Raw genomic sequence first — 23,592 nt, 5'->3', positions numbered from 1 at the left:
GAAGTCCGAACAGCATTGGATTTAGAAAAGGGGTTAGAATTACTACAGCTGGAGTTGGGGGAGTAAATGATGGAAAACGAATCCTATGTAAAAATAAGATCAGAATGGGATATCGTTGCAGCGAGGCAGCTAGGTAGAAACATGGCCAAGGAACTTGGATTTGGTCCAGTTGACCAAGCAAGAATCACGACGGCGATTTCTGAAATGGCTCGTAATATTTATTTATATGCAGGAAAAGGCGAGATCCGGATCGAACGGATTAAGCAGATGGATAAAGCCGGTTTAAAAGTAATCGCAGAGGACCAAGGTCCGGGAATTCAGGATATTAGAAAAGCATTGGAGGACGGATACTCTACATCAGGCGGCCTGGGGACTGGATTACCTGGGGTTAGACGCTTAATGGATGGATTTGATATTACTTCTGTACCAGGGAAAGGAACAACCATCCAGGTGGTGGAATGGCTTCGTTAGGAGATGAAAAAGCATGGATTTTAAAGCAATTTTAGAATCAAGTTATCGGGAATTACTTCGCAACTATCTGGAAGAATCATCTGAAACGGCTTTGTATCAAGGACAGCGGTTTAGTAGAAAATCAATTGAACATCGAGTATCCCCTGAAGAAATTATCAGTATCCATCGTAAAGTGTTGAAGGAGCTTTTTCCTGGTATTCCTAATAAGATCCTATCTTCCTTCGATTTCCTCATTGAGTTCATGATGGACTATGGCTTAGCCTATCAGGAACATCAAAGCTTGCGTGAACAGCAATTTGAAATGAAATCAGAGCTTGAAATTGCCGCAAGTATTCAAGAAAACCTGCTGGAAACGCCTATTCCAGAAATTAACGATTTAGACATTGGAGCCATCAGCATCCCCGCCAAAAAAATGAACGGCGATTATTTCCGCTTTATTCAGGATAAGCAAAAAATTGGCATCGCCATTGCAGATGTGATTGGAAAAGGAATCCCTGCCGCCTTTTGCATGTCAATGATTAAGTATGGGATGGATAGTTTGTCAAAATCCAGTAAACACCCTCGTGAAGTTTTAGAAAATTTAAATGGAGTGGTTGAAAAAAATGTGAATCTAGGGATGTTTATTACCATGTTTTATGGAACTTATGATACCGATCACCATTCTTTTACCTATTCCTCGGCAGGGCATGAGCAAGGCTTCTATTATAATGCGGCGGAGGGATCATTTGAGGACTTGGTGACCAAAGGTTTAGTATTAGGCGTTAAACAGGATGTAACGTATGAGGAATATCAAAAACAGGTGGAACCCGGCGATATGATTGTTTTATTATCCGATGGTGTGACGGAATCAAGGATTGATGGAGAATTGATCGAACGTTTCGTGATCACGGAGTTAATCTGGGAGTATAGGAACCTGCCTGCCCAGGAAATGGTAACGAAGATATACAGTTTTTTTGAAAAAATACAGAATTTTGATATGAGAGATGATTTTACGCTGATTATTTTAAAAAGACGGGTTTAGCAAGCTAGTAAAGAGGGTAATCAGCTTATAAGATAGATAAATTTCGTGAGGTGATCATCTATGAATTTTAAATTAGATAAATATCACAACAATGAAAATACATATGTTCAGGTTGCAGGAGAAATAGATGCCTATACGGCTCCAAAGCTAAAAGAGGAACTATTGCCCCTAGCTGAAGAGCCAAATCCATCACTGATTATCAGCCTGAAGGATGTCTCGTATATCGATAGTACGGGATTGGGTGTAATTATTGCATTATACAAGCAAATAACAAAAAAGGAAGGAAAGTTAAAGCTCGTCGACTTGTCGGAGCGATTGGAACGGCTTTTTGACATTACGGGATTAAACAACGTCATTACGATTTCTTCTAACTAGAAAGGTGCGGGGGACCATGGAACAATTAGTAGATTATATTGAAGTGAAGATACCTGCAAAACCGGAATATGTTGGGGTAATCAGACTGACGTTATCAGGAATTGCAAGCAGGATGGGATTTGGCTATGAGGAAATTGAAGATTTAAAAATTGCGATTAGTGAAGCCTGTACAAATGCCGTTCAACATGCCTACAAAAGGGAGGAAGCCGGCGAAGTGATCGTTGGGTTCGGGATTTATGCAGATAAATTAGAAATGATGATTGCGGATAATGGAAAGAGTTTCAACTTTGAACGGATCAAGAACCAGCTGGGTCCGTACACTAGTTCAAGTTCAATTGACCAACTTTCAGAGGGAGGGTTGGGTCTTTACTTGATGGAAACGCTTATGGATGAAGTCCGGGTCTTAAATCACTCCGGTGTAACGGTCTTCATGACCAAGTTTGTAAGCGGGGAGCGTGTAAATCATGACACATCAACCATCTCAGATTACGAAAAGAACTAAGGAAGAAATTAATGAGCTTATTTTGGAATTTCAACAAAATGAGAGCAATGCGGCACAAACGATTTTAGTCGAACAATACACCGCCTTAGTGGCCAGCGTGGTTTGGAAATATTCAAAAGGCGGAAGTTATCATGATGATTTAATGCAGGTCGGCATGCTCGGGCTGTTAGGAGCGATTAGAAGATATGATCCGAATATGGGCAATACATTTGAATCATTTTTAATTCCTACAATTATTGGTGAAATCAAGCGTTTCCTGAGGGATAAAACGTGGGATGTACACGTGCCCAGACGAATTAAAGAGCTCTATCCGAGAATAAAGACCTGTGTTGATAATCTGACGAGTCAAATACAGCGGTCACCGAAAATACAGGAAATTGCAGCATATTTGGGAGCTTCGGAAGAAGAAGTATTAGAAGCAATGGAAATGGGGAAAAGCTACCGGACCCTGTCTGTCGATCAGCCGATTGAAGCAGATTCAGATGGCAGTACGGTGACACCATTAGACGTGATAGGTGCACCGGATAATGGGTTCAAACAGGTCGATCAAAGGATGCTGCTTGAAAGTTTACTGCCGCTGTTAAATGAAAAAGAAAAAGACATCATCCGTTATACGTTTTTTGAGAATAAAAGCCAAAAAGAAACAGGTGAGCTTTTGGGAATTTCACAAATGCATGTATCTCGTCTGCAAAGAAAGGCGATTAATAAACTGCAGAGGGCATTTGCGCATACAGAGGTAACAAATGCTTGAAGTTGAATCAAATAAGTATATTAAGGCATTAGCCTATCAAATTCAGAAAAAAGGTAATTTGTGTAACGGTGATAGTTTTTTTATAAAAGCAACAGATGAATACTTTATTTGTGTGGTCGCAGATGGCTTAGGAAGCGGGCCTGACGCCTATGCTTCGTCACATGCCATTCGTGAAGTGGTTGAACACTACTATTATGAAGATGTAGAAGTGCTAATAGAAGATTGTAATAAAGTCCTTAAGGAAAAACGCGGGGCAACGGTATCGATTTTAAAAGTAAATTTTTCTCAAAAGGAATTTACATATTGCGCAGTAGGAAACATCCGCTTTGGGCTGTATTGTCCTTCCGGCCAGTTTATTTATCCACTTCCTGTTGTTGGCTATTTATCCGGGAAACCGCAAAAATACCGCAGCAATACTTTTTCATATGAAAAAGACTCCAAATTTATTATTTATACAGATGGGCTGACGATTCCTGCGATCAGGCAATTATTAAGTAACTTTCGCTCGATCGAAGAGATCTCGAGTCATTTAAAACTGTATACGACGTCTCGGCAAGATGACCTCACCTATATTGTCGGCCAATTATTGTAATAAAACGTATCCAGCTGCAAATGGGTACGTTTCATTGCGGGACAAGTGGAAAAGGAATCCATAACTTGGAGGTTGATATCAAACCAAAAGCAGTTGATATTATGTAGGAAAGAGGTAGATAAAATAGGGAGACAGGTTGATATATGAGCTGGTGATCTTCTAAAAGAGGGAATTTGTGAAGGTTCAGACGGCAAAATTGGAGATCAATTCTAAAACTCGTCCTGGAATTCTCAAAGCACACAAGCAAAAAAAGAGGCTAACACAGCCTCTTTACGGATTTATTAATGGGCCCCACGCTGTACCCCTTTTACAATGAAGCTTACGATAAAGACGAGAACAATGGCCCCGATTAATGCAGGAATAAAGTAGAAGTCTCCAATCACTGGACCCCAGTTTCCTAAAATTAAAGAACCAAGCCAAGCACCCACAAATCCAGCAATAATATTACCAATAACCCCTCCTGGTATATCACTTCCCAAGATCATCCCTGCTAGCCAGCCAATGATACCTCCAACAATTAGCGACCAAATAAATGCCCTAACATATTTCTCCCCTTTCATATTTTAAATAATGAATCTGTAGTAATTAAATACCCGAAAAGTTATTTTATAAACCTTTATTATCAGTTTTTTTATTTGTTTTAGTACATAGGAAAAAGGGTAAAAATGGGTAAACACATAGAAGGGGAGCGAAAAACTTATGTTATCAAAAACAGAACTGGCTTATTTTAAAAAAAAATTATTGCAAATCATGCAAGAAATGATTCAAGTAATCGAATTAAACCAACCAATATCATTCGAAGATTCTGGGGAATTAAGCAGCGTTGATAATCATTTTGCTGATAATGCAACCGATTTACATGAACGAGATAAACAAACAGTGCTCATTCAGAATGCTCAGCATATCGTAAAGGAAGTAAATGAGGCATTGGAGCGGATTCGCGAAGGAACGTATGGGATTTGTATAGACACGGATGAAGACATCCCCTTTGAAAGGCTTGAAGTTCTTCCATATGCAAAACGAACGATAGAAGCACAACAAAAACTCGAGCGTGAGGCAGCTCCCATTCCTGATGAGGATCAGTCATTTTCCACACCACAGGGTGACCAGCGAGGCGATAAACGGATCCAGACCGTTGATGAACTTCAATACGAACATGGAAATTCATCCTACTGATAAAACCCCCTTGGCAGCCGCCAAGGGGGTTTTATTCTGGCACTAAAAAGATGAAACTTTAAGCTTATTTTTGTCCCAAAGAAATTCAGGGTTTTCTGAGCATGTTTTTATGATTTGTTTATAAAGGTTTAATTCAGAAGATACCTTATTGAACCTTTCTTCGTTTCGTTTGTCCAAACATATATCTATTTCTCTTGTTAACAAGCTGATCTTTACAATTGCTTCAGCATAAAGTTGTCGAACTGAATCAATGAAACCATCCTCTCGCTCACTTTTAGTATCGCAAGGTGCAGTAAACTTTTCACCGCATCTGCAATTGAATTCATCCTGATCGGAAGAATAAAATATGGTATCTCCACAGGCTTTACACTCAAATTTTTTCAATTAGATCACCTTCCTAAGAATATAATTGCTTTTTTAATGAATAGTTCTTACTTCCAGTTATACCCTTTGTTGGTCGATCCTTAACTTCTTTTTTATTTTATTTTGAATTGGACAGGGATAATCTAGTCCCTTTTGATTATTTTTGAAAAATTGTTATTTAATAAAAAATAATAAAAAAACAAAAAACAGGTTTTCATTTTTTGTAAAGGGGTTATATAACAACTAGAAAGGCAAGTAACATATACGGCTTGCGAGATTACTATTCTATCATTTAGGAGGGGTTTAACATGAAACAAGTAAAAGTAGTAGAAAATGGTGTTGAAGCAAAAAAGGTGATTGATCAATTCTTAAATCAAGGAGTCTCAAAAGAGGATGTTTATGTATTGGCCCATGACGAAGACCGTTCTGAGGATTTAACAGATGCACTGGGTGCAAACAATATCGGAGTACAAGAACAAGGTTTCATGGATACGTTCACAAATGTATTTAGGACTCGCGGGGAAGAACTTCGCTCAAAACTAGAATCCTTAGGATTATCTAATCAGGAAGCCGAACACCTTGAAGAAGAATTGGATCAAGGCCGCATAGTCGTTGTAGCATCGTAAATGTTATAAATGATTCTTTCTTTCAATTTTATCACTATTCATCAGGCTTGATAAATAATGTTAATAAATACGAAAGGAGCAAGAGAAATGAAATTTTCAACACAAAGCTTAGAGGATTTATTAGGAGCAAAGACTATTGCGAGACATAGGAAAAAACCGAATTACTACTTGGAAGAACAATTTGAAAATCCAATTATTCATCAACAAGTATATGGGAATAAAGTCTATGTCCCACTTAATATTGACAGGACATGGAATCAGGTTTCTTAAAGTTTTGTAGTGGCCTTCTTTTCACTGAGAAGAAGGCCATTTTTAAAGCATCGAATCTGCTTTTATGACCAGAATTTATATAGGTTGACATCCCTGCGCACTCCTATGTACTCTTCAAATTTCAAACCTATTCCTCCAAGGAGGCAGCCATCTTTTGGTCTGGATAAATATTTTAGCGATTTACTAGAATAAAAGAATATAAAATTGTCCATGTTGCACCTAAATATAAAACACATCCAGCTATGTCTATTAATTGATGTTTTCCACTAAGATTGATCAAACTGGAACCGGTAGCTTCCATATCTTCTCCCTTTCTTTAAAAACCTTCCCTGTTTAACCTATTAATAATAGGGTACATATAAACAAAAGGTGCCTGGCACCGCCTGTACGAGTGAGGATCAATCTTTTCCCTTATCTGTAATGGGGGTATGGAACGCCGTAAAATGTTGTATGTCTTTCTATAAACAATGATAAGAAAAATACTAGGAAGAGGGTATTACGATTGGAAAAGGAAATTAAAGTAGGTATTGGCTTCGCAACAGGCCGCAAACACTTCAAGGAGGTTTTAAAAACCTATATTTTTAATTGGAGGGAATCTGAATTAACCTCTAGCGAAAAGGTAAGTTTAAACCTGTTTGTTGCCTACGATTTAAAATACCACAATACAAAGCCTACAGACTATACGAATGTCAGTTCAGAATTACTAGAACTAGTTGACAGGACCTGCTTTATTGGTAACGAAAAAATGCAGGCAGAAATAGGCCTGTTAATCCAGCAAGGGATTATTAATGAAAGACAGGCAAAGCTTGTTTTCGGCAGAGGATATGCAGGCAAACGCAATATTATTCAATATATGGCTTTAAAGGAAGGTATTGATTACCTGATTTTCTTCGATGACGATGAATATCCTCTAGCTGTTACCACACGCGGAACAGCCGTATGGGGCGGCCAGCAGGGTCTGCGTACCCACCTTAAATATATTCAGCACGCCGATATTACGAACGGCCGCCACTGCGGGTATATCTCGCCTATTCCATATCTCGAATTTAATGATACCTTACAGGAAGCGGATTTTCAGGCCTTCATTCAAGCCATAAGCAACGATATTGTCAACTGGGATACGATTAAATCAGTGATGGCAAACGGAGGTGTTACTTATGCAGACACGAGGGTGCTTGTAAATGGGGAGGCCGAGGAGGTGGAGGAGGTCAACCATTCTAAATTTATCTCCGGCTCTAATCTTTGTATTAATTTAACAGATCCTGATCGTGTCAATGCTTTTTACAATCCTCCAAACGCCCGTGGGGAAGATACCTTTTTAGGAACCTGCCTTCATGACCGTAAAGTGTTGCGTGTGCCATGCTATACCTTCCACGACGGTTTCTCAACGTACAAGCACTTGCTGGATGGAGTGCTGCCAACGAAATTAGACTACATTAAAGCCGACAGTAAAGAAGTTATCCAGCGTTTTTATAAGGCGTGTATCGGCTGGATCCGCTATAAACCGCTTTGGTTATATATTACGGATCCTAAGAGATACGAGGAAAGAATTCAGGAGATGCGTGAACAGCTGGCTGCCACTCTGCCAAAAATCTGTGAGTATTTTGGCAGAAATGATTTCATTAAGATAGCTACCGAACTAGAAAATTATCACCGCAATGTGAAAAAGCACTTTAACGATTTTATAGAAACACAGCATGTCTGGGAAAATATTTGCAATGCGTTCAGCGGTGAAGCACCGCAGCATTTGGCAAAGATTGAAACCGGTGCCTGATTGAACGTTTAACAATCATCCCTGTGATCGCACAAACGCCATATCACAGGGATGATTACATTTATCCTGTAGGCTGTCATGTTAGGTTTACAGGAAATCAGAAGGGGTTATAGTAGCGTGTCGGCCATAAAAGGCTGGCCGCGGTAATGGCTGTGAATACAAAGAGACGAAGGGGCCTTTACAGGAAAAAGTACAATAATGACTAAGCCTAAATTCAATTTAACATCCAGAAAAAATTTTCATTGAAAAAGGAGTTCATTATGTTAGTAAATCTTCTTGTGATTTTTATACTTCAACTGGTTTATGTCCCTATTATGACACTACGGACGATCTTTTTAGTGAAAAACATGAGTATTGCAGCTTCATTACTCGGTATATTAGAAACTTTAATCTCTATCTTTAGCTTATCCATCGTATTTTCCGGTAATCAAAGTCTCACTGAAAAGATTGTTTATGCCGTTGGCTTCGGTGTGGGGCTTTACCTTGGAACACGCATTGAAAATAAATTAGCAATTGGATACACTACGTTATTAGTTAATTTAATGGACAAAAATGAAGAGTTAATTGAAGCGTTAAGAAATAAAGGACTAGGAGTGACCATCTTTGAAGGGAGCGGTCGTGATAGCAAAAGGTACCAATTAGAAATATTGACAAAGCGGAATGTTGAAACGGAAGTCATGAATTTTATTGAACAATATGACCCTAATGCTTTCATCGTTTCGTATGAACCACGAAGATTTAAAGGCGGTTTCCTAGTAAAGGCTATGAAAAAGAATATGAAAAACAGTTCCATGAAAAACGCTCAAACACACATGGGAAAATAAACATACTGCCAGCCGCGGATATCCCTCTTAAGATGACGGATAATGAAATGGGGAAAGAAGAGCCAACAACAGCCTCCGGCAGGCCGCTCATTGCATTAAGGGCAGCCTACAGGAGCAGAACAATTCAGCAACTTTACCTGCTGCGCCCCCGCAAAAGATATCCATCATTATACGGGATACCGGCAGCGGCTTGCTGTAACCACTCATTGTATCCATCAACCCATCCCCTAGTCTGCCACACCCACTCCTAACCTCCTCCATAGGTATATTTTTAAAAAGGTTGTCATATATTAGTTTTTAAAGTCGAATAAGCCCCATTCTTTCACTGTTGTGTTAGACTTGCTATATAAAACCATATTATCTAGGGATCATTTGACTTTTCTTAGTCATCCCATGTATAAGGGGAGGAGTATAAGAGATGGAGAAAATTAGCGTTTTCCTGGATGACTATCGGAAAGCACCCGATGGCTATGTGTTAGCCGAGAATATTGATGAATGTATAGAGCTATTGCAAAACTTTGATATTGAACATCTCTCTTTGGATCACGATTTATTAAATAAAACTAGGAATGGTTTCATGCTTGTTCAAAAGATGGTTAAAGAAAAACTATTTGCGAAACGCATAACTATTCACTCTGCCAATTCAGTTGGCGGTAAAGCTATGTACAACTGTTTGAAACAAGCACAACACGATTTTATAATGTCGCCTGCCATTATTGTATCCTTAAGACCACTGCCACTCAATTTCTTCCCGTCAAAGGTTCTTCAACATTATTTAGAAGTACGGTAAACCCTTTTATCTGTTATTTGTACTATTAATACTAGTGTAAGACCTAGTTTTTTACCTACCATTGAAAAAGGGTCCAGCCCCAGTAAGGGATAAGCACCCTTTCAATTTCAATAATTAAAAATCTCTGTTGTTGTCCAAACGAGTGTTAACTGGATGATCGGAAGTGAACCGGCGTATTTGTTGGATCATTTGCTGTCATGGTTCCATCTGTAAGGTTCGCATCAAAATGGCCATCTCCAACACTGTTTTCACGGCATTCAACAACGACAAGGATTTTGCTTTCTTTGACATATCCTTCATAACGGTCCGCCTTTTCTTCAGGAATGCCCATTCCAATTAAAGCTCCTGCGCCGACAGCTGCCCCAGTTAGGGTTGCTGCAATTTGGTCCGGCTGCTATGAACGGTCCGATGCCGGGTATAGCAAGGGCACCTGCCAGCAGGCCGACAAGCCCGCCAAGCGCACCGCCTGTTGCCGCTCCGGCAGCAAGGCCTTCTTTAGTATTCGTACCAGTAGCATTATTAAATCCTTTTACTTCCTCTTTGTTTTTCCCGATTACCGAAATATCCTTGGTAGCATAACCCTGCCGTTTTAGGTCCTCGACAGCCTGGATGGCCTCATTTTCAGTATCGTAAACTCCCACAAGGTTGCTTTTCATCTGTATACATTGAAATTCCTCCTTTGGACGAGTAGGCTTTATTAAAACTACCCGCCTTGAGGAGGAATGAAACATTTATTTCTAAATCAAATTACACATGCATCGACGGAATGATTGTAAGAATTGAACAGTTCCTTCATTTTTTAATTAATAAAGTTGCAGCATTACCAATAAAAGCTTCTGGTTGTTGATATAATGGCAAATTTCCGATTTCGACAACGAGCCCGGAGAATATCTCGAGGCTTTTTTCTTTAATACAGGATAACCCAACAACCGATTCCTATAAAAAAGGAAGTTTTTTTATTATAAGGTTTAACTTTAATGTCATGAGGGTACTTAAAATATCAAAGCAAGGTTATTTCTTGTAGTTACTTTTTTTTTATAAATTTCCAGCGTTTTTGCTGTTCCATGTCCCCTTCATTATCCAGCCATTACTACGATTAAATCTTCATTAGGAGGAGTGAAATGTTCAAAGAACAAAATCCGCCATTGCCGGATGACTTTTTAGAATCGGTTATAAAAGAGATTAATGAGCAATTTGGCCGCACAAAAAACGAAGAATTAAGCTAAATGAAGAGTGTAGAGCCTTAATCCATAATGCAATATGTGGATTAAGGTTCTATTAGGGAGGGAAAATGGTTTGAATCAATTAGATAAAAATGGAACTTACAAATTTCTAACACCTTTATTTTTTTCCGGAGTTTTCTTTTGTTTGAGCTTCTACTTCTGTGTATTGGGCGTGTTCCTTTTTATTTATTCACTTCCAATCTATGCATTTTTTCTGCTAATCTCTTTGTTCATTTTTTATCGTACTGATAAAAATTTAAATCGTTTCATGGAAAAAGGAATAACAATCTTTACGCACTATAGATTTTATAATCACTGTATAGGCATTTATTTACTACTATCATTTGTATTATTTTTGGTATCAGTTGCCTATATTCCTTTCTATTATAAGGGTGGATTTATCTTTATTTGGTACTGTGCCCCTATGTCTCTACTTTGCTTCATTAGTTTTATACAATCTAAAAAACGATTAAAAGTTTTAAAAAAGCAAACTCTAATCTATTGAACTAGAATACATTCATTCAAGATATTGCTTTCTTTGTTCTTCTATTTTCCTCTGGAATATTTCTGAATCACAAATATAAATGAAATTGTGTTTCCAAAAAATGTTTATCTCCATCTTCAAAAGGGTATTGAAAAACAAAGTGATTTAAAGGGAGGTGTCACTCCATGAAATTGGAAGTAAGATGCAATGTTGATAATTGCAAATATTGGGCAAAAGGTGACCAATGTATTGCCGACTCTATTTTTGTGATTGGCCTTCATGGCAGAGAAGCTGCTAATGTTGATGAAACTGCTTGTAAAACCTTTAAAGAACGGGAATAAATCTAAATGTTTTTTGGTCTGAACGGCCAATTGCCCGTCCAGTTTTTAATATAAAGATGGTATTGTAAACATAGCTTATTTTCTGAATTTCTTTAGAGGAGGAAGACTTTATGGGAATTTTCGACCCTGTATGCATTTATTGTGGTGAACCACTTTCCAAATGGGAAAGAATCAGAAGCTATTGCTGGAATTGTAATGAATTAACGACATCTGAAGCTTTTCACGAAGATGACGATGATAATTGATTTCACTTATTCTTTTAATCGTTCTTAGGTGGCACAAATGATGTAATGCCCCTTCAAAAATCTTTCATGAATTTATTTCTTCAATGAAATGACGCCGAACATCGCGACTGCGCAGAGCGAGAGGTTCATTTTTATGGACAGGTCATTCGAAATGACGCGGTTCAAGAAGGTGGTTATTTAAAAATATATTAATCGAGAAACAGTCAATATAAAAAGGGGGATTTTCATTGAAGTTTTTAGATTTCGCTGCTTGGTTCCAATATTTCTTGTTGATTAGTAGCGGGTGTTTCATTTTATTACTTTTCTTGTTGTTTTATTGCAATAGATATACACGTAAAAAAATAAATGAAATCGAACAAAATGATGAAAGTTGAATCATATGGAATATCACTAACGGGTGCGATGCTTCAATAACGAAGGATCGCTTTTTCTAATTCAAGTGATGGTCAGTATAGTTAATAAGAGGAGAGATTACCGGGTTGTTTTTTCTTGTGAGTGGGTAAATACAATATGTATTTCCGCAAACAAAGGAGGTGTAGGGGAATTGATTAAGCGTTTTAACGACTTTCTTGCTAAAATATGCAACGTTAGCATTAGGTACCATGTGGGCATTTTATCTATTTTTATTGTACTCGCTGCTTCCTTTGTTTTTTCCTCAATCGATGGATAAGCTTTTGTATTGGTCAAATGTTATTCAGTTGATCACGCTCCCTCTTCTAGCAGTAGGAACGTCCATTCTTGGGAAAAATGCAGACGAAAGAGCAAGGCAGGACCATAAAGCCATTATGGAAGAACTCGAAACCATTAAGAAGAAGTACCAAGAAATTCAAGTAATTCGCCAAAACGTAGACACAAACAATGACCAATTGACTTTAAGTGAAAACAAGTCTAAATTAGATTATTGATAAACTAGCTGTTTTCAATACGTATAACACATTCGGATAAAAAATAAATAGATGCCCGCCTGACACATTTGAATGTAGGTAAGAATCTTACAGTTTTATATTTTAAAAAAAAGCTGACTTCAAAAGGTCACATTTCAGTGATCTTTGAAATCAGCCTTTTTTGTATAGTATTTAAGGATTTCATAGTTTATCCAATCTTCTTATTTAGTATTATCATTTTTTCTTTTTTTTATTTGATTTTTATTATTTTTGTTTTCATCATCTATGGGAGAAATTTCTTTGCTGTTGATTGCTTCTTCCTTAACGGTAGCTGCTGAATTTGGTACGAAACTTTTACTTTCATTTTCTTTACTATCAGGAGAATCTGTTAGCTTCCCGCTTACTTCTTCCTTTTTACTGACAGATAATTCTGGTTTGTTTTTCTCTCCTTGTACAGCAAGGTTGCCTGTGTGTTTTCCTCGGGTTTCGTCCTTTTTATCCTCCGACATTATGCTTGCAATATTGGGCTTTCCTTGCCCGACAAAATTAATTGGGCTTTCCGTAATAACTTCTTCATGCCCTACATCGTTAATTTGGTTGACCTGCTTCCGTGCTTCCATTGCTGAAGGCACAGAACGCTCAATCCGCGCTTCTTCTTTTCTAATGACATCTTGTACCTGCTTTGTTTCTTGAATTTTTCGCTTGCCTACAATCACTTCTTCAACGACTACAGGCCTTTTCGTTACTTCTATTCGTTCTTCAGTAATCGGGATACGAATAATTTCATCCTCTGTAAACGGGCTGCCATCATACTTTCCATCTATGATAGGACGGCGCTCTACATATACTTCTTCTCGCATGAGTGGAACATGAACTGTTCGCTGTTCTTCAACTACTTCTTTATGGAGCTGCAATTCTCCGACTTGGACACTCTCTTTTGTAATATCAAGCCTTTCTTCACGGAGGGGGACAGCTCTTGTTGTTTCAGATTCATATTGTTCTTTATAAACATCACTATCATAAGTTCCAATCATATCCACCAGCAGAATCATTTTCCCCTTTTTTATTTCCTCTTCACACTGTTTCGCCGTGATTTCTGGTAGGCCCCTATCAATAAGCCTGCTGGACACAGTGTTTGCCTGTCTTCCTCCTATTCCTGCGGTCATCATGGTAACAAAGCTGTCCATCATAACACCTGCTAAGGTACTCATTTGTATATCCGCATCTACCATGACTCCAGTGTGAGAAGTGATCAATGGAATGTCACTTCTACTTTCCGCAACCACCATCATATCTGTTTCACGATACCCCTGACGTTTCAACCCTTCAATCGCAAACAAGACTTCTTGCTCTGAATTAAAGCTTCCAACGATTCTTTTTTCCAAACTCATTCTATCACTCCTCCTAAAATATACTAAATGCGGAAAATAAATTAGATCCACATGTAGTGTATATCTACCCGAAGATCTTCACATTAAACAGTGAAAATTGAATAATGTTTAATATTTTGTTTTAAATGAAGTAATGTCAGACTTTGGACAGCCCGTTAATAGATTGTTGTTTTTATGTCAGTAACGAGCTAATAAACTTTTCTACTGAGTCTATCAAACTAGTGTTTGAATAATTGGCACTTTTTTACATTTTCCGGTGCAAGGTTCTGCTTCAAGTTAGCTAACGCGGGCAAGAGATGAAGTTCCCAGCAGCCATACTTAGTTGCTTTTGCTAATTGCACTAAAGGAGAAGGTTAGTAAAAAAATGTTTATTTGTCCGAAATAGAGGGTATTGATATTCAGCAGGGCAGAATTTTACAGGTGTTAGATTGGTATGCTCATTTTATTAGCCAAGATTTTAGCAGGTGATGAACCTCATCTGAAAAAACTACATGGTACAAAGTAACATTTATTTACATAGGGGGAAACAAACTTTGGGGACCTTTAATGACACAAGAAATATTTCGGAATATATTACCAAGAACAATGAAGACTTTCAGAAAAAACTTTTATCCGAGGCTGTCAATGTTGCCTCTAATATTGAGGGGATTTTAAAAGCTGGAAATATTGATCTTTTGAAAAATGCTCAAAGGCTAGTTCTTTACGTTGTGGAAAATTCAACAGATAAACTCATTACTTTTGCTAAAGAAGAAGGAGTCGCTTGGGCGAAATATTCAATAACTCTAGCCTTCAAACTAGAATGGGTACATGCTATAAGGCGTACCTTATGGCATTTCATAAAACATTATGAACCATTAAATGAGAATGTTAATAATGTTGAAACTTTTTACAAATTGGAGCAGAGGATTAATGATGGGATTGATGAATTTCTAAACACATTTTTAATTAGCTATTCACAGTATAAAGATGAATTAATTCTTTCTCAAAGGAAATTAGTTGAACATTTATCGGTTCCAATCATACCAATTAGCACGACTGTAGCTGTATTGCCGTTGATTGGTACGTTTGATTCTTATCGAATGAATATTATTGAAGAAAAAATACTGACGGATATATCAAGGTTAAGGATTCTTACATTGATTATTGACCTTTCTGGAATATCGGACATGGACGAAGTTACCATTTCTCATTTTCAAAAAGTATTGATTGGTATATCTTTGATGGGTGCTAAATCAATCTTAACTGGATTACGCCCTGAGCTTGTTAGACAAATGGTTCATATAGGAATTGATCTCAACAGTTATACAGAAACAAAAGCAACATTACAGCAAACATTAAACAAATATCTTGTCTAGCATACATACAATTAATTAACTGTTAAAGGGACGTAATTATTGATGGTTGTTTTGTTTGTTCACTGTTGGCGCATGCTAGGACTATGGCATGCTGCAAAATTAAAGGAGCCGAAGTTAGGTAAAAGAATTCCAAAATTCCTTTCTGAACTAGAGATTTAACATCTTAGAGAAGCTTGTCATACAACGATGGAGAATGTGCTATTTGAGTTTATGTACTCGACGGGCTGCCGTATTGGGGAAGTTGTAAAATTAAATCGAGACGATATTAATTTTCGGACGAATTCAGTCATTGTACATGGAAAAGGTGATAAAGAAAGGGAAGTATACTTTAATACTCGTTGTTCTATTTGGTTAAAGAGGTATTTAGATGAAAGAGATGATGAAGAACTTGTTTATTTATTACGGATAGAAGACCAAAAAGGCGTATGAGTATTGATAACTTAAGATATATTATCAAACGTATATCGAATCGTGCTGGCATAAAAAAGAGTATACATCCACATCAATTACGCCGTATCTATGCTACACATATGATTAATAATGGTGTACCACTTGAAGTAATCCAGAGCCTGCTTGGTCATGAGAAGAGTGAGACCACCAAAATATATGCTCAGCTAAGTGGAAAGCTTAGGCAAGATTTTTATATTAAATATTTTTGAACTCTATTTAATTAAATGTTAATCAAAATGGTGATTCACATATTAAAAGGGATGCCTTTTAAAAGCAGATTTTCTTTGTTACTAACGGAGGTAATGATTTAAGTTGTCATGGGAATGTGCTATGGTAATAGTAGGAAGCAAAACAAGGAGTGAAAAACTATGAAATGGGAAGAGGTTCGTAAATTATACCCAGATCAATATGTAAAACTTAATATCCTTGATTATTACTTAGAAGATGATAGAAAAATTGTAACAGATGTAGCATTAATTAATGTCATTGAAGATTCTAAATTGGCTACAAAAGAGTTACTTAAATCAAAAGGGAATACCATTGTTTATCATACAGGCTCCGATAAAATTGTTATTGAACTTAGAACCCCAACAGGCTTAAGAGGTATGAGATTATGAAGTTAGAGCTTGTGAATCGATTACTGGAAGTGGAAATGACGATTTCGTATAAAGGAAAAATGAGAATAATAGATAAGCTTGTTATTGATACTGGTGCAGCTCATACACTTATTTCATCTGACATAGTTGAGGACATCGGTATTTATTTTGAGAATGGAGATCCTTTAGTCAGTGCGTATGGGATTGGCGGTGAGTAATATTCATTCCGAAAACCAGTTGATTTTATTAAGCTCGGTGCGCATGAAATACCAGAAATCAGGCTGGATTTTGGAAATTTGGATGATTGGGGTATCAATGGTCTCATAGGGCTTGATATCTTAATGAATGGAAAATTTATAATTGACTTAGAAAAATTAGAATTAGTTCAAAATTATTAATCGAAATATGCATTCCCTATCAATTTAGCTATAGAGCGTATCTTTCAATAAGGATACGCTTGTTTTAGTTTTATGGTGGGCGATTATTGAGGAATACGCCTTTTCGTGAATCGGGCCAGATTGTTGAATAAGGATAGTTTCTACCATGAAAATTAACATCGGTAACCCCGCATAAGAGCAATACTAATAAGACGTGGCCCATTCGTTTTTTAAAAAAGGGGAGAGTGCCTGATCTTGGATTTTTGGATTCGAGTTGAATAGACTAAGATCCCTTCAGGTTCTTGTAACGTAACTGTGTATCCTAAACTTTCAAGTCGTCGTAAAGAATGCCGAACAGTAGATTGCTGTCTCTGCTTATCAAGTAATCTTCGCCTAAGACCTACATCAAATTAAAAGATAATAAGAGATAAGTAACATGAGCGACAACGATTCCTGCTCATTTCTTTCCCTTTCGTGAAGCTGTACTAAGGTACAGTGCCCCGAGATAATTTTTAAGATCCTCTTACAGAATAAGCTGCTTCAGTTAAAGCTGACCGTAAATACTTATTTCCTTTTTTAGTTTTAGCTGAATTTCGTTTTCCGGCACTTTCATTTTGTCCTGGAACCACGCCTGCCCAGGAGTAGAACTCCGTGACTTTCATTAGTCATGGAGTTTTTTGTTTTTTAAGGATTTTAAACAATGCAGCATGTGGCAATCCTTATAAGGACCACATGCTTACCTATAAGGAGGTAAGCAAGAATTGCGAGGATCTATTACTAAACGCGGAAAAGTATACAGAGTTAAATATGATGTAGGCACCAAAAGCAAGCGTGTCCAAAAAAGTAAAGGGGGATTTAAAACCAAGAAAGAAGCCCAGGAATTTTTAAATAAGGTTCTAATTGAAATTGATGAAGGTACCTACAAAGAACCATCAAAAGACCCCTTTTCATGTTTCGTACTTGAATGGTTTGAAAAGTCTTATAAGCGCTCAGTTGAGGAAACAACTGCAGAAACCAGGTAGGATGCTCTCAGAAGGCATGTGACACCTTATTTCAATAGGATTTCAATAAATGAGATCACCACCAAAATGTTAGATGATTTTTACAATGACAAGTTGGAAATACAATTAACCGGTAACCCCTATACCTCCATGTAGTTTCATAGCTTCGCTTGTTATACGAGATCCAAGTCCCAATCAGACTCAATCATGTTTCTACACGTAGGGGGCGAACTGTTTAGTTGACGGGATCAAGTCCCACGGGTGCTTACGTTCTACCACGGCTACAGTTATCATATATCGATATAAAAAATGGTCAACCAGAAATTTTTTCTGGCTGACCTTATAATACGAACGGGTGCTTTAGTAAAATAACAATTGGACTGCTGTTTCGGCGGTCCGTTTTCATTTGTTGTTATAACTAAATATAGGTTAGAAGGACATGTGGATGAAAATCTTTAAACCAATTTACACATCAATTTTGGGAATTGAAATTGCAAAAGCACCATATAAAACTATGAAGGGAGGAAAGTTATAAAATGCATACAATGAACAAATATTTCCGTGCGAATACGAGTATGGTTTACATTATGACAAATAATGAAGTAATGAATCAAATCATTGCCTTTTATAGGGCCAAGAATGGAATGCTCACATTTGTGGGTTCCTACCCAACTAATGGTAAAGGTACTGGTACAAAGGAAGTCTCCACAGCAACAGCAAACGATGGCGTCGATCCATTATCATCACAAGGCTCGCTTACTTTATCACGAGATGGACGTTTTCTACTCGCAGTAAACACAGGGAGCAATAGCATCAGTAGTTTCATCATTACTGACAGCGGTATCCCTGTTCTGGTGGATGTTAAGCCATCGGGAGGTGCTCAGCCCAATACCGTCGATGTGTTTGGTAATCTTGTCTATGTTGCCAATGTAGGTAATGCCGAAAATAATTTTTCATCTAATATTACCGGTTTTCACATCAATAATAACGGACTCCTTACCCCTATTCCTGGGTCCTCCCGTTCTCTCAGCACTTTCAATGCTCAGCCCGCTCAGGTTCTTTTTACTCCTGACGGTAGTAAAATCCTTGTAACCGAGCTTACTTCAAACCATCTCAGTGTATTCCATGTAAATCAAAATGGTACGATTACAGAACCAATCGTTAATAATTCTTATGGTCAAGGACCATTCGGTGCTTATTTTCTATCCACAGGAATCCTCCTAGTGACTGAAGAAAGATCAAATGCACTGTCATCCTATTCAATGAGCGACGACGGAATCCTCCATGTCATCAGTGGTTCTGTACCAAACGGATATAAAACCGCATGCTGGGTTGTATCAACAATTGATGAACATTTTGCATACGTTACCAACACCTTAAGCGGCGTCATTTCCACCTACCGAATCGGTCCAAATGGAGCACTGTCAGTAGTAAGGCATATTACCAGTACACCACCAGGTACAGCTTCAGGAATGCCGATTGATGTTGGAGTGAGTAATGATGGACGGCAATTTTACACCCTTAACGGAAATCAGGGTACGGTCTCCGTATTTACTATTCAAGGTGATGGAAGTCTAATTAGATTGCAGGTTGCTGCTTGGGCTAACTTTCCTTATCTTGGATCTCAAGGATTAGCTATTTTTTGATTTTATTGAGTTCACTATATTTGGTGGAATATAAAATAAAGGAATTGTTAAAAACAAGGCTGCCAACTTACCGGTGGCTTTTCTTATTGAAATAACGAGGCAGTTTAGTTCAATTTAAAATCACACAAACTACATAAATAAGGCACTGGAATTAGTGCCATTAATTTTCTTATGGTGCTATCAGTAACTCCTATATTTGAAACTTTCTGGGGAATTGTTTCACAATTGCATTCGTTATTGTGTCTGCCATTTGTAAAGCTTGTGCTTCAATTTTATCAAACATAGCAATACTTGATTTAAAATTGTTTTGAAGTGTAAATAATGCTTCCTTTGTAGTAAGTGCCAGATGCTCGAAAAACATTTCTTGGAATTCATCTCTTGATATAAACGGATTTATCCTGCTTAGGAATTCGGCAATTTCTTCTCCATTTGCGTACCATCTTCTCTCTGCATCCGCTACAGCTTTTTGATCTCCTGCTTTTGCGGCTTTAACAAGTTCCGGAGCAATTAACAGGTGTTCCCTTATTAAATTGCTGAACTTTGCGGCTATTCTATTTCCATAGAAGGGCTTTAGTAAATTGCCCATATCTGTAGCGTTTCGAAGTAGACGTGCGGTAACAGCGTCTGTATCAGGTAAATTAAAGGCAATGCCATTGATTGTCATTCTTGTCCAGTACACGTGTTGTTCCCAAACTAAACGCATGGCATTACTAAAACGAACTTCCTGTTCACTAATACAAGAATAGTTGAACCAGGGTTTTTTCATGGTTTCACCCCCTACTCCCTAAATCATATTCAGTTTATTCCGAATCTAAAAAGATGCTCGTACTTTTTAACTATTGGCTATTCATTTATTTCAAATAAATCTAAAAAGAATCGGTGGATTTTAGGTTCCAGATTAATTCCTTATTGAAGTAACTGGCAGGATAGTCGAATAAGAAAGTTATGGGAGTATTATGGTTCCAAGTTTTAGGTAAACCCCAAGTATTGGATTTGGCTACGATTTGCTTTCATTATTTTGAAGCATACTATACTAAGAACTGTGATTTAATTAACGTTTAAGATGAAAAAGGGATGGTGTAAGATGAAAAAGCAGCTTCCACCTGGCCAATTCGAAACAGAAAAATGGCCAATACTGCACACAGGGGATGTTCCCGAGTTTAATGAAATCACATGGAATTTCAGACTTTTTGGTGAGGTGAAGGAAGAAAAGTCATTATCCTATAAGGAAATCATGGGGCTTCCAAAGACCATATCAAGCGTTAACATGCATTGTGTTACCACCTGGTCTAAATTTGATACAACTTTTGAGGGAATTGCACTTAGAGAGTTATTGAAATTTGTTGAAATTAATGAAGGTGTAAAATACATTAAAATTTACGGTTACTACAATGGGGACAGATTTGGTTATTCTGCAAACATGCCGCTAGAGCCTTTATTAGGGGACGATTCTTTGTTTGTATACCGTTGGAAGGATAAAAATCATGATTGGCAAGATATTGATTCAAAACATGGTTATCCACTAAGGTTTATTCCACCAGAAGTATTTTATCTATGGAAAGGCTCAAAGTGGGTTTCAGGAATTGAGTTTATGAAAGTAGACGAGGCTGGTTTTTGGGAAGAGCTTGGCTATTCGATGACAGCAAATCCATTTAAAGAAGAGCGGTACCGTTAACACAGATTCGTCTAGGAAGCAAAAAGGAGGGTGAGAAGTACTTAAACTTTTGATACTTTGCTTCCAATAAAAAAGCAAGGCCATTTTTTTTTGTAACGGTACAGGTTAATGGAAGAAGAATGGATTCCAGCTATTCCGAATGGAAGAACGACAAAAACAAAACAGAAAGAAAAACCGTAGTATTTTTCTCATTGAGGATCTCTTTACATTGTTAGTAAAGGCTAATAGTTAATACAAAGTCAACAGTGGACAGAAGTTGAAAGAAAACAACTCATTTTGTTCACAAACGGGTACAATAATGTAAAATGAGCGATACTTAGAGAATCGCCTTTTTTTATTCGCTACGGTACAGTTTAGTTGAATAAATTAAATGGGATAAAAGATACACAAGTTATTCGAAAAAAGGTTAAGTAAGGAAGATTTGGCAAATCATTAAGTAGAAGGATGATTTGAAATGAAATTTACTATTCGTATTTTCTTCAGGGAAAACTTTAATAATTCAATATTTGAAAGAGAGCTAAAAAAATCCTTAGAGGAGATTAGTGTATCTGTTACAAGTATTAATTTTAATCAATTTGAAGAAAAATACCTACATAATAAAAGGAATATTATTGTGATAAATGTTGAAGTTAAAGGGGACTTTATCGATTACAGAACCGTTTTTGGTTGTGTATTTTTAGTATTAGATGAACTTTCTTTAAATTTATCTGGATTAGATATAAATGAATAATAGGCTTCCCTAAGTGCTTTTGTATTTCTAAATTTTCCCTAATTTTGTTTTTTAAGGAGGTAATTATGAAAGAATTTATTATTTCATATATAGAAGATAATGAAATTGGTGACCATAAAAAGAAATCCTCGTTGTAAGCGAAGACTTTCAATCATGCTATGAAGAGCATATTCAAAAATATCCAACCATGGTAGGTATTGTTCACCAATTTTATGAAGAGCACAAAACCATAAATTTTCTCCGCCCTAACAATATTCAAATAGAAAAAGTTACTGACGAAATCTTCGAGGAAGAAGAGAAAAAAAGAGAAGTTTATGATGGGTGATATATATCCACATTGCAGACTGAAGTGTTGACCATTTTGTCAATCCTGGGGTCCAGAGCAAAAAACGCGATTTTTGTACGCTAAGCAAATTTCGACATAAAAAAAGCCGATTTTTCCTACACTAAGGAATCATTGGCTCTATTTTATTGAATAAGGTTCAGCCAAGATACGTGGAAAAATAGGTCATCGGCTTACTTTTATTTCCACATGTGAAGATATATGGTCCTGCCGACTAAGGCTAATATTATAGCTAAGATAATTTTTGGAAAGAAAAGCCCTGAATTTTCTACGCTAAGCAGAAAACTCAGGGCTTTATTTTTAATGTTTAGTTAACTTCTACCTTTTCAGTTATGTTATTAGATATCTGTTTTTCCTTAGCAAAAATAAAATAAATCGAAAGCAAAGAACATATTATTGCTAAAAGGGGTAGGGTCAGGATTTTGACAATTTACAACGGTAAGAGAACAAATACGGATATATCAAGGTTAATGAGACTTTTACTTCTTAAAATTGCTTAACGTTGTAAATCCGCATTTCCTGACCTCCCACCTAGTAGATTGTGAAAATCAGATTGCTAATTTAGTTGCAAAAGAGATTAAGTTCTGTTTACGAGGAATCGACTTTAAAGTAAATGGTGAGCTTGATTTCCGGGGGTTAATGGGAGATCCAAGTGTACGAACGTACTTCCAAACAATTAATATTGAGGCCATTGTTAAAAAAACGAGTCCGATAAGCGGGTAAAGGAGTTGAAAGAAAAAACAGACGCACAGATGTCCGGTCTTAAATACTTTAAAAGCTGCTGACGTTACTATTAACACTACATGGAGGAAGGACTAATCCGCATATCGTGCGTAAAGGAGTACAAAATTCTTATGTCCCCTCGGGATATAAATACAACCTCATATTCGAGAAAAATCGTTGTGAATATTGCGGGTTCTGCTCAAAGTCTTTCACAACGGTTTGCGACTGTACCTCCTCGATTGTATGGAAACAGTTTTCTTCTGAAGTTCCACCACCCCCCATTGTACGTAATCCGTTAGCTCCAAAAGGGCATTTGCCACATCGCTTAACCAGTTTGAGAGGATTCGAATACTTGGGAGAACTCGGGCATACATATACTAAAGTGTGAAATGCATGATGACTTGGGGGTATGAGATACTATGAATCACGATGACGTTTCTAACGAAAGAGAGAATCAAGGCAACAAAAAAAATGAACAACTTGAGGAATTTCGTGTTCAGAATACAGGAAAACCCCTTACGACGAGTGCGGGATTAAAGCCATCCAACAATGACGCGATGTTGAAGGCAGGACCTCGAGGCCCTGCACTGTTG

At 37.3% G+C, this 23,592-nt stretch carries 29 protein-coding genes and 2 pseudogenes; 24 read left to right on the top strand and 7 right to left on the bottom strand.

The annotated features are described in order from the left end of the window. Nucleotides 1-69 precede the first annotated feature (69 nt). The 6 genes from JN080_RS26545 to JN080_RS26520 are packed head-to-tail and all read left to right on the top strand — an operon-like array spanning nt 70 to nt 3,712. The gene (locus JN080_RS26545; protein ID WP_256238966.1) at nt 70-471 is read left to right on the top strand and encodes an anti-sigma regulatory factor; all 402 of its coding nucleotides are present in this window, start codon (nt 70-72) and stop codon (nt 469-471) included. Nucleotides 472-484: 13 nt separating this feature from the next. Further along, nucleotides 485-1,492, top strand: a complete 1,008-nt coding sequence (locus JN080_RS26540; RefSeq protein ID WP_256238965.1) for a PP2C family protein-serine/threonine phosphatase — start codon at nt 485-487, stop codon at nt 1,490-1,492. A gap of 60 nt (nt 1,493-1,552) precedes the next feature. Next, entirely contained in the window at nt 1,553-1,867 is a 315-nt protein-coding gene (locus JN080_RS26535; RefSeq protein ID WP_256238964.1) for an anti-sigma factor antagonist, read from the top strand. 16 nt (nt 1,868-1,883) lie between these two features. Further along, nucleotides 1,884-2,369 (top strand): anti-sigma B factor RsbW, encoded by a 486-nt coding sequence (gene rsbW / locus JN080_RS26530; RefSeq protein ID WP_256238963.1) that lies wholly within the window; start codon nt 1,884-1,886, stop codon nt 2,367-2,369. Further along, entirely contained in the window at nt 2,332-3,120 is a 789-nt protein-coding gene (sigB, locus tag JN080_RS26525; protein ID WP_256238962.1) for an RNA polymerase sigma factor SigB, read from the top strand. The genes rsbW and sigB overlap by 38 nt, the downstream gene beginning before the upstream one ends. Continuing rightward, complete coding sequence (locus JN080_RS26520) at nt 3,113-3,712, top strand: PP2C family serine/threonine-protein phosphatase (RefSeq protein ID WP_256238961.1); 600 nt, start codon at nt 3,113-3,115, stop codon at nt 3,710-3,712. Before sigB ends, JN080_RS26520 begins: the two co-directional genes overlap by 8 nt. 281 nt (nt 3,713-3,993) lie before the next feature. On the opposite strand, the gene JN080_RS26515 is transcribed toward JN080_RS26520, so the two are convergent. Then, nucleotides 3,994-4,272, bottom strand: a complete 279-nt coding sequence (locus tag JN080_RS26515; protein ID WP_256238960.1) for a GlsB/YeaQ/YmgE family stress response membrane protein — start codon at nt 4,270-4,272, stop codon at nt 3,994-3,996. A gap of 139 nt (nt 4,273-4,411) precedes the next feature. On the opposite strand from JN080_RS26515, the gene JN080_RS26510 reads away from it, so the two are divergent. Beyond that, the gene (locus tag JN080_RS26510; RefSeq protein ID WP_256238959.1) at nt 4,412-4,888 is read left to right on the top strand and encodes a TraR/DksA C4-type zinc finger protein; all 477 of its coding nucleotides are present in this window, start codon (nt 4,412-4,414) and stop codon (nt 4,886-4,888) included. A gap of 42 nt (nt 4,889-4,930) precedes the next feature. Here JN080_RS26510 and JN080_RS26505 read toward each other — a convergent pair whose 3' ends face one another. Further along, nucleotides 4,931-5,272, bottom strand: a complete 342-nt coding sequence (locus JN080_RS26505) for a hypothetical protein (RefSeq protein ID WP_256238958.1) — start codon at nt 5,270-5,272, stop codon at nt 4,931-4,933. A 287-nt stretch (nt 5,273-5,559) separates the two neighbouring features. On the opposite strand from JN080_RS26505, the gene JN080_RS26500 reads away from it, so the two are divergent. From JN080_RS26500 to JN080_RS26480, 5 genes are all read left to right on the top strand, one after another. Beyond that, the gene (locus JN080_RS26500) at nt 5,560-5,877 is read left to right on the top strand and encodes a YflT domain-containing protein (RefSeq protein ID WP_256238957.1); all 318 of its coding nucleotides are present in this window, start codon (nt 5,560-5,562) and stop codon (nt 5,875-5,877) included. Between the two features lie 87 nt (nt 5,878-5,964). Then, nucleotides 5,965-6,147 carry a hypothetical protein gene (locus tag JN080_RS26495; RefSeq protein WP_256238956.1) on the top strand — a complete coding sequence of 61 codons (183 nt, stop codon included), beginning with the start codon at nt 5,965-5,967 and terminating at the stop codon, nt 6,145-6,147. Nucleotides 6,148-6,649: 502 nt separating this feature from the next. After that, nucleotides 6,650-7,921 (top strand): hypothetical protein, encoded by a 1,272-nt coding sequence (locus JN080_RS26490; protein WP_256238955.1) that lies wholly within the window; start codon nt 6,650-6,652, stop codon nt 7,919-7,921. A gap of 260 nt (nt 7,922-8,181) precedes the next feature. Beyond that, the gene (locus JN080_RS26485) at nt 8,182-8,745 is read left to right on the top strand and encodes a DUF2179 domain-containing protein (RefSeq protein WP_256238954.1); all 564 of its coding nucleotides are present in this window, start codon (nt 8,182-8,184) and stop codon (nt 8,743-8,745) included. A gap of 418 nt (nt 8,746-9,163) precedes the next feature. Then, nucleotides 9,164-9,535, top strand: coding sequence for a cyclic-phosphate processing receiver domain-containing protein (locus JN080_RS26480; protein WP_256238953.1), 372 nt, complete (start codon nt 9,164-9,166; stop codon nt 9,533-9,535). Nucleotides 9,536-9,680: 145 nt separating this feature from the next. Here JN080_RS26480 and JN080_RS29735 read toward each other — a convergent pair whose 3' ends face one another. Further along, nucleotides 9,681-9,866, bottom strand: a complete 186-nt coding sequence (locus JN080_RS29735; protein ID WP_309144720.1) for a hypothetical protein — start codon at nt 9,864-9,866, stop codon at nt 9,681-9,683. Continuing rightward, nucleotides 9,853-10,191, bottom strand: coding sequence for a general stress protein (locus JN080_RS26475; RefSeq protein WP_309144719.1), 339 nt, complete (start codon nt 10,189-10,191; stop codon nt 9,853-9,855). The genes JN080_RS29735 and JN080_RS26475 overlap by 14 nt, the downstream gene beginning before the upstream one ends. Nucleotides 10,192-11,427: 1,236 nt before the next feature. Here JN080_RS26475 and JN080_RS26470 point away from each other — a divergent pair. The 3 genes from JN080_RS26470 to JN080_RS26460 all read left to right on the top strand — a co-directional run bounded on the left by JN080_RS26470 (nt 11,428) and on the right by JN080_RS26460 (nt 12,733). Continuing rightward, complete coding sequence (locus tag JN080_RS26470) at nt 11,428-11,583, top strand: DUF1540 domain-containing protein (RefSeq protein ID WP_256238952.1); 156 nt, start codon at nt 11,428-11,430, stop codon at nt 11,581-11,583. 110 nt (nt 11,584-11,693) lie between these two features. Then, entirely contained in the window at nt 11,694-11,828 is a 135-nt protein-coding gene (locus JN080_RS26465; RefSeq protein WP_256238951.1) for a hypothetical protein, read from the top strand. 674 nt (nt 11,829-12,502) lie between these two features. Further along, nucleotides 12,503-12,733, top strand: a complete 231-nt coding sequence (locus JN080_RS26460; protein WP_256238950.1) for a hypothetical protein — start codon at nt 12,503-12,505, stop codon at nt 12,731-12,733. A gap of 200 nt (nt 12,734-12,933) precedes the next feature. On the opposite strand, the gene JN080_RS26455 is transcribed toward JN080_RS26460, so the two are convergent. Beyond that, nucleotides 12,934-14,103, bottom strand: coding sequence for a YsnF/AvaK domain-containing protein (locus JN080_RS26455; RefSeq protein ID WP_256238949.1), 1,170 nt, complete (start codon nt 14,101-14,103; stop codon nt 12,934-12,936). A 533-nt stretch (nt 14,104-14,636) separates the two neighbouring features. On the opposite strand from JN080_RS26455, the gene JN080_RS26450 reads away from it, so the two are divergent. From JN080_RS26450 to JN080_RS26435, 4 genes and pseudogenes are all read left to right on the top strand, one after another. Then, nucleotides 14,637-15,458 (top strand): STAS domain-containing protein, encoded by an 822-nt coding sequence (locus JN080_RS26450; RefSeq protein ID WP_256238948.1) that lies wholly within the window; start codon nt 14,637-14,639, stop codon nt 15,456-15,458. Between the two features lie 90 nt (nt 15,459-15,548). Then, a pseudogene (locus tag JN080_RS26445) lies at nt 15,549-16,117 on the top strand (tyrosine-type recombinase/integrase); the annotation flags it as partial. Nucleotides 16,118-16,276: 159 nt separating this feature from the next. After that, on the top strand, nt 16,277-16,525 hold the full coding sequence (locus JN080_RS26440; RefSeq protein ID WP_256238947.1) for a hypothetical protein: 249 nt from the start codon (nt 16,277-16,279) through the stop codon (nt 16,523-16,525). After that, nucleotides 16,522-16,722, top strand: coding sequence for a pepsin/retropepsin-like aspartic protease family protein (locus JN080_RS26435; RefSeq protein WP_256238945.1), 201 nt, complete (start codon nt 16,522-16,524; stop codon nt 16,720-16,722). The genes JN080_RS26440 and JN080_RS26435 overlap by 4 nt, the downstream gene beginning before the upstream one ends. Before the next feature lie 671 nt (nt 16,723-17,393). Here the strand turns inward: JN080_RS26435 and JN080_RS26430 are convergent. Then, entirely contained in the window at nt 17,394-17,543 is a 150-nt protein-coding gene (locus tag JN080_RS26430; protein WP_256238944.1) for an IS110 family transposase, read from the bottom strand. A 99-nt stretch (nt 17,544-17,642) separates the two neighbouring features. Here JN080_RS26430 and JN080_RS26425 point away from each other — a divergent pair, with 99 nt between their 5' ends. The 3 genes and pseudogenes from JN080_RS26425 to JN080_RS26420 all read left to right on the top strand — a co-directional run bounded on the left by JN080_RS26425 (nt 17,643) and on the right by JN080_RS26420 (nt 19,528). Then, on the top strand, nt 17,643-17,903 hold the full coding sequence (locus JN080_RS26425; RefSeq protein ID WP_256238943.1) for an Arm DNA-binding domain-containing protein: 261 nt from the start codon (nt 17,643-17,645) through the stop codon (nt 17,901-17,903). A 15-nt stretch (nt 17,904-17,918) separates the two neighbouring features. After that, nucleotides 17,919-18,038, top strand: a pseudogene (locus tag JN080_RS30060) (hypothetical protein); the annotation flags it as partial. 380 nt (nt 18,039-18,418) lie between these two features. Further along, entirely contained in the window at nt 18,419-19,528 is a 1,110-nt protein-coding gene (locus JN080_RS26420; RefSeq protein ID WP_256238942.1) for a lactonase family protein, read from the top strand. A gap of 190 nt (nt 19,529-19,718) precedes the next feature. On the opposite strand, the gene JN080_RS26415 is transcribed toward JN080_RS26420, so the two are convergent. Beyond that, entirely contained in the window at nt 19,719-20,294 is a 576-nt protein-coding gene (locus JN080_RS26415; protein WP_256238941.1) for an acetylglutamate kinase, read from the bottom strand. A 318-nt stretch (nt 20,295-20,612) separates the two neighbouring features. Between JN080_RS26415 and JN080_RS26410 the strand changes: the two genes are divergently transcribed. After that, nucleotides 20,613-21,203 (top strand): molybdopterin-dependent oxidoreductase, encoded by a 591-nt coding sequence (locus JN080_RS26410; protein WP_256238940.1) that lies wholly within the window; start codon nt 20,613-20,615, stop codon nt 21,201-21,203. A 454-nt stretch (nt 21,204-21,657) separates the two neighbouring features. Beyond that, on the top strand, nt 21,658-21,933 hold the full coding sequence (locus JN080_RS26405; RefSeq protein ID WP_256238939.1) for a hypothetical protein: 276 nt from the start codon (nt 21,658-21,660) through the stop codon (nt 21,931-21,933). Nucleotides 21,934-23,592: the final 1,659 nt, after the last annotated feature.

Origin of the sequence: Bacillus sp. EB600, from assembly GCF_024494385.1 — a bacterium.
Lineage (GTDB): Bacteria > Bacillota > Bacilli > Bacillales > Cytobacillaceae > JAEVLT01.
Note: the sequence above shows the minus strand (reverse complement) of the source record. Positions and strands in the feature narration are given on the sequence as shown.

Coding starts and splice junctions, on each gene's coding strand:
- JN080_RS26545 (WP_256238966.1), top strand. CDS start 70: ATGGAAAACGAATCCTATGTAAAAATAAGATCAGAATGGGATATCGTT.
- JN080_RS26540 (WP_256238965.1), top strand. CDS start 485: ATGGATTTTAAAGCAATTTTAGAATCAAGTTATCGGGAATTACTTCGC.
- JN080_RS26535 (WP_256238964.1), top strand. CDS start 1,553: ATGAATTTTAAATTAGATAAATATCACAACAATGAAAATACATATGTT.
- rsbW (WP_256238963.1), top strand. CDS start 1,884: ATGGAACAATTAGTAGATTATATTGAAGTGAAGATACCTGCAAAACCG.
- sigB (WP_256238962.1), top strand. CDS start 2,332: ATGACACATCAACCATCTCAGATTACGAAAAGAACTAAGGAAGAAATT.
- JN080_RS26520 (WP_256238961.1), top strand. CDS start 3,113: ATGCTTGAAGTTGAATCAAATAAGTATATTAAGGCATTAGCCTATCAA.
- JN080_RS26515 (WP_256238960.1), bottom strand. CDS start 4,272: ATGAAAGGGGAGAAATATGTTAGGGCATTTATTTGGTCGCTAATTGTT.
- JN080_RS26510 (WP_256238959.1), top strand. CDS start 4,412: ATGTTATCAAAAACAGAACTGGCTTATTTTAAAAAAAAATTATTGCAA.
- JN080_RS26500 (WP_256238957.1), top strand. CDS start 5,560: ATGAAACAAGTAAAAGTAGTAGAAAATGGTGTTGAAGCAAAAAAGGTG.
- JN080_RS26495 (WP_256238956.1), top strand. CDS start 5,965: ATGAAATTTTCAACACAAAGCTTAGAGGATTTATTAGGAGCAAAGACT.
- JN080_RS26485 (WP_256238954.1), top strand. CDS start 8,182: ATGTTAGTAAATCTTCTTGTGATTTTTATACTTCAACTGGTTTATGTC.
- JN080_RS26480 (WP_256238953.1), top strand. CDS start 9,164: ATGGAGAAAATTAGCGTTTTCCTGGATGACTATCGGAAAGCACCCGAT.
- JN080_RS29735 (WP_309144720.1), bottom strand. CDS start 9,866: ATGGGCATTCCTGAAGAAAAGGCGGACCGTTATGAAGGATATGTCAAA.
- JN080_RS26475 (WP_309144719.1), bottom strand. CDS start 10,191: ATGAAAAGCAACCTTGTGGGAGTTTACGATACTGAAAATGAGGCCATC.
- JN080_RS26470 (WP_256238952.1), top strand. CDS start 11,428: ATGAAATTGGAAGTAAGATGCAATGTTGATAATTGCAAATATTGGGCA.
- JN080_RS26465 (WP_256238951.1), top strand. CDS start 11,694: ATGGGAATTTTCGACCCTGTATGCATTTATTGTGGTGAACCACTTTCC.
- JN080_RS26455 (WP_256238949.1), bottom strand. CDS start 14,103: ATGAGTTTGGAAAAAAGAATCGTTGGAAGCTTTAATTCAGAGCAAGAA.
- JN080_RS26440 (WP_256238947.1), top strand. CDS start 16,277: ATGAAATGGGAAGAGGTTCGTAAATTATACCCAGATCAATATGTAAAA.
- JN080_RS26435 (WP_256238945.1), top strand. CDS start 16,522: ATGAAGTTAGAGCTTGTGAATCGATTACTGGAAGTGGAAATGACGATT.
- JN080_RS26430 (WP_256238944.1), bottom strand. CDS start 17,543: ATGAAAGTCACGGAGTTCTACTCCTGGGCAGGCGTGGTTCCAGGACAA.
- JN080_RS26420 (WP_256238942.1), top strand. CDS start 18,419: ATGCATACAATGAACAAATATTTCCGTGCGAATACGAGTATGGTTTAC.
- JN080_RS26415 (WP_256238941.1), bottom strand. CDS start 20,294: ATGAAAAAACCCTGGTTCAACTATTCTTGTATTAGTGAACAGGAAGTT.
- JN080_RS26410 (WP_256238940.1), top strand. CDS start 20,613: ATGAAAAAGCAGCTTCCACCTGGCCAATTCGAAACAGAAAAATGGCCA.
- JN080_RS26405 (WP_256238939.1), top strand. CDS start 21,658: ATGAAATTTACTATTCGTATTTTCTTCAGGGAAAACTTTAATAATTCA.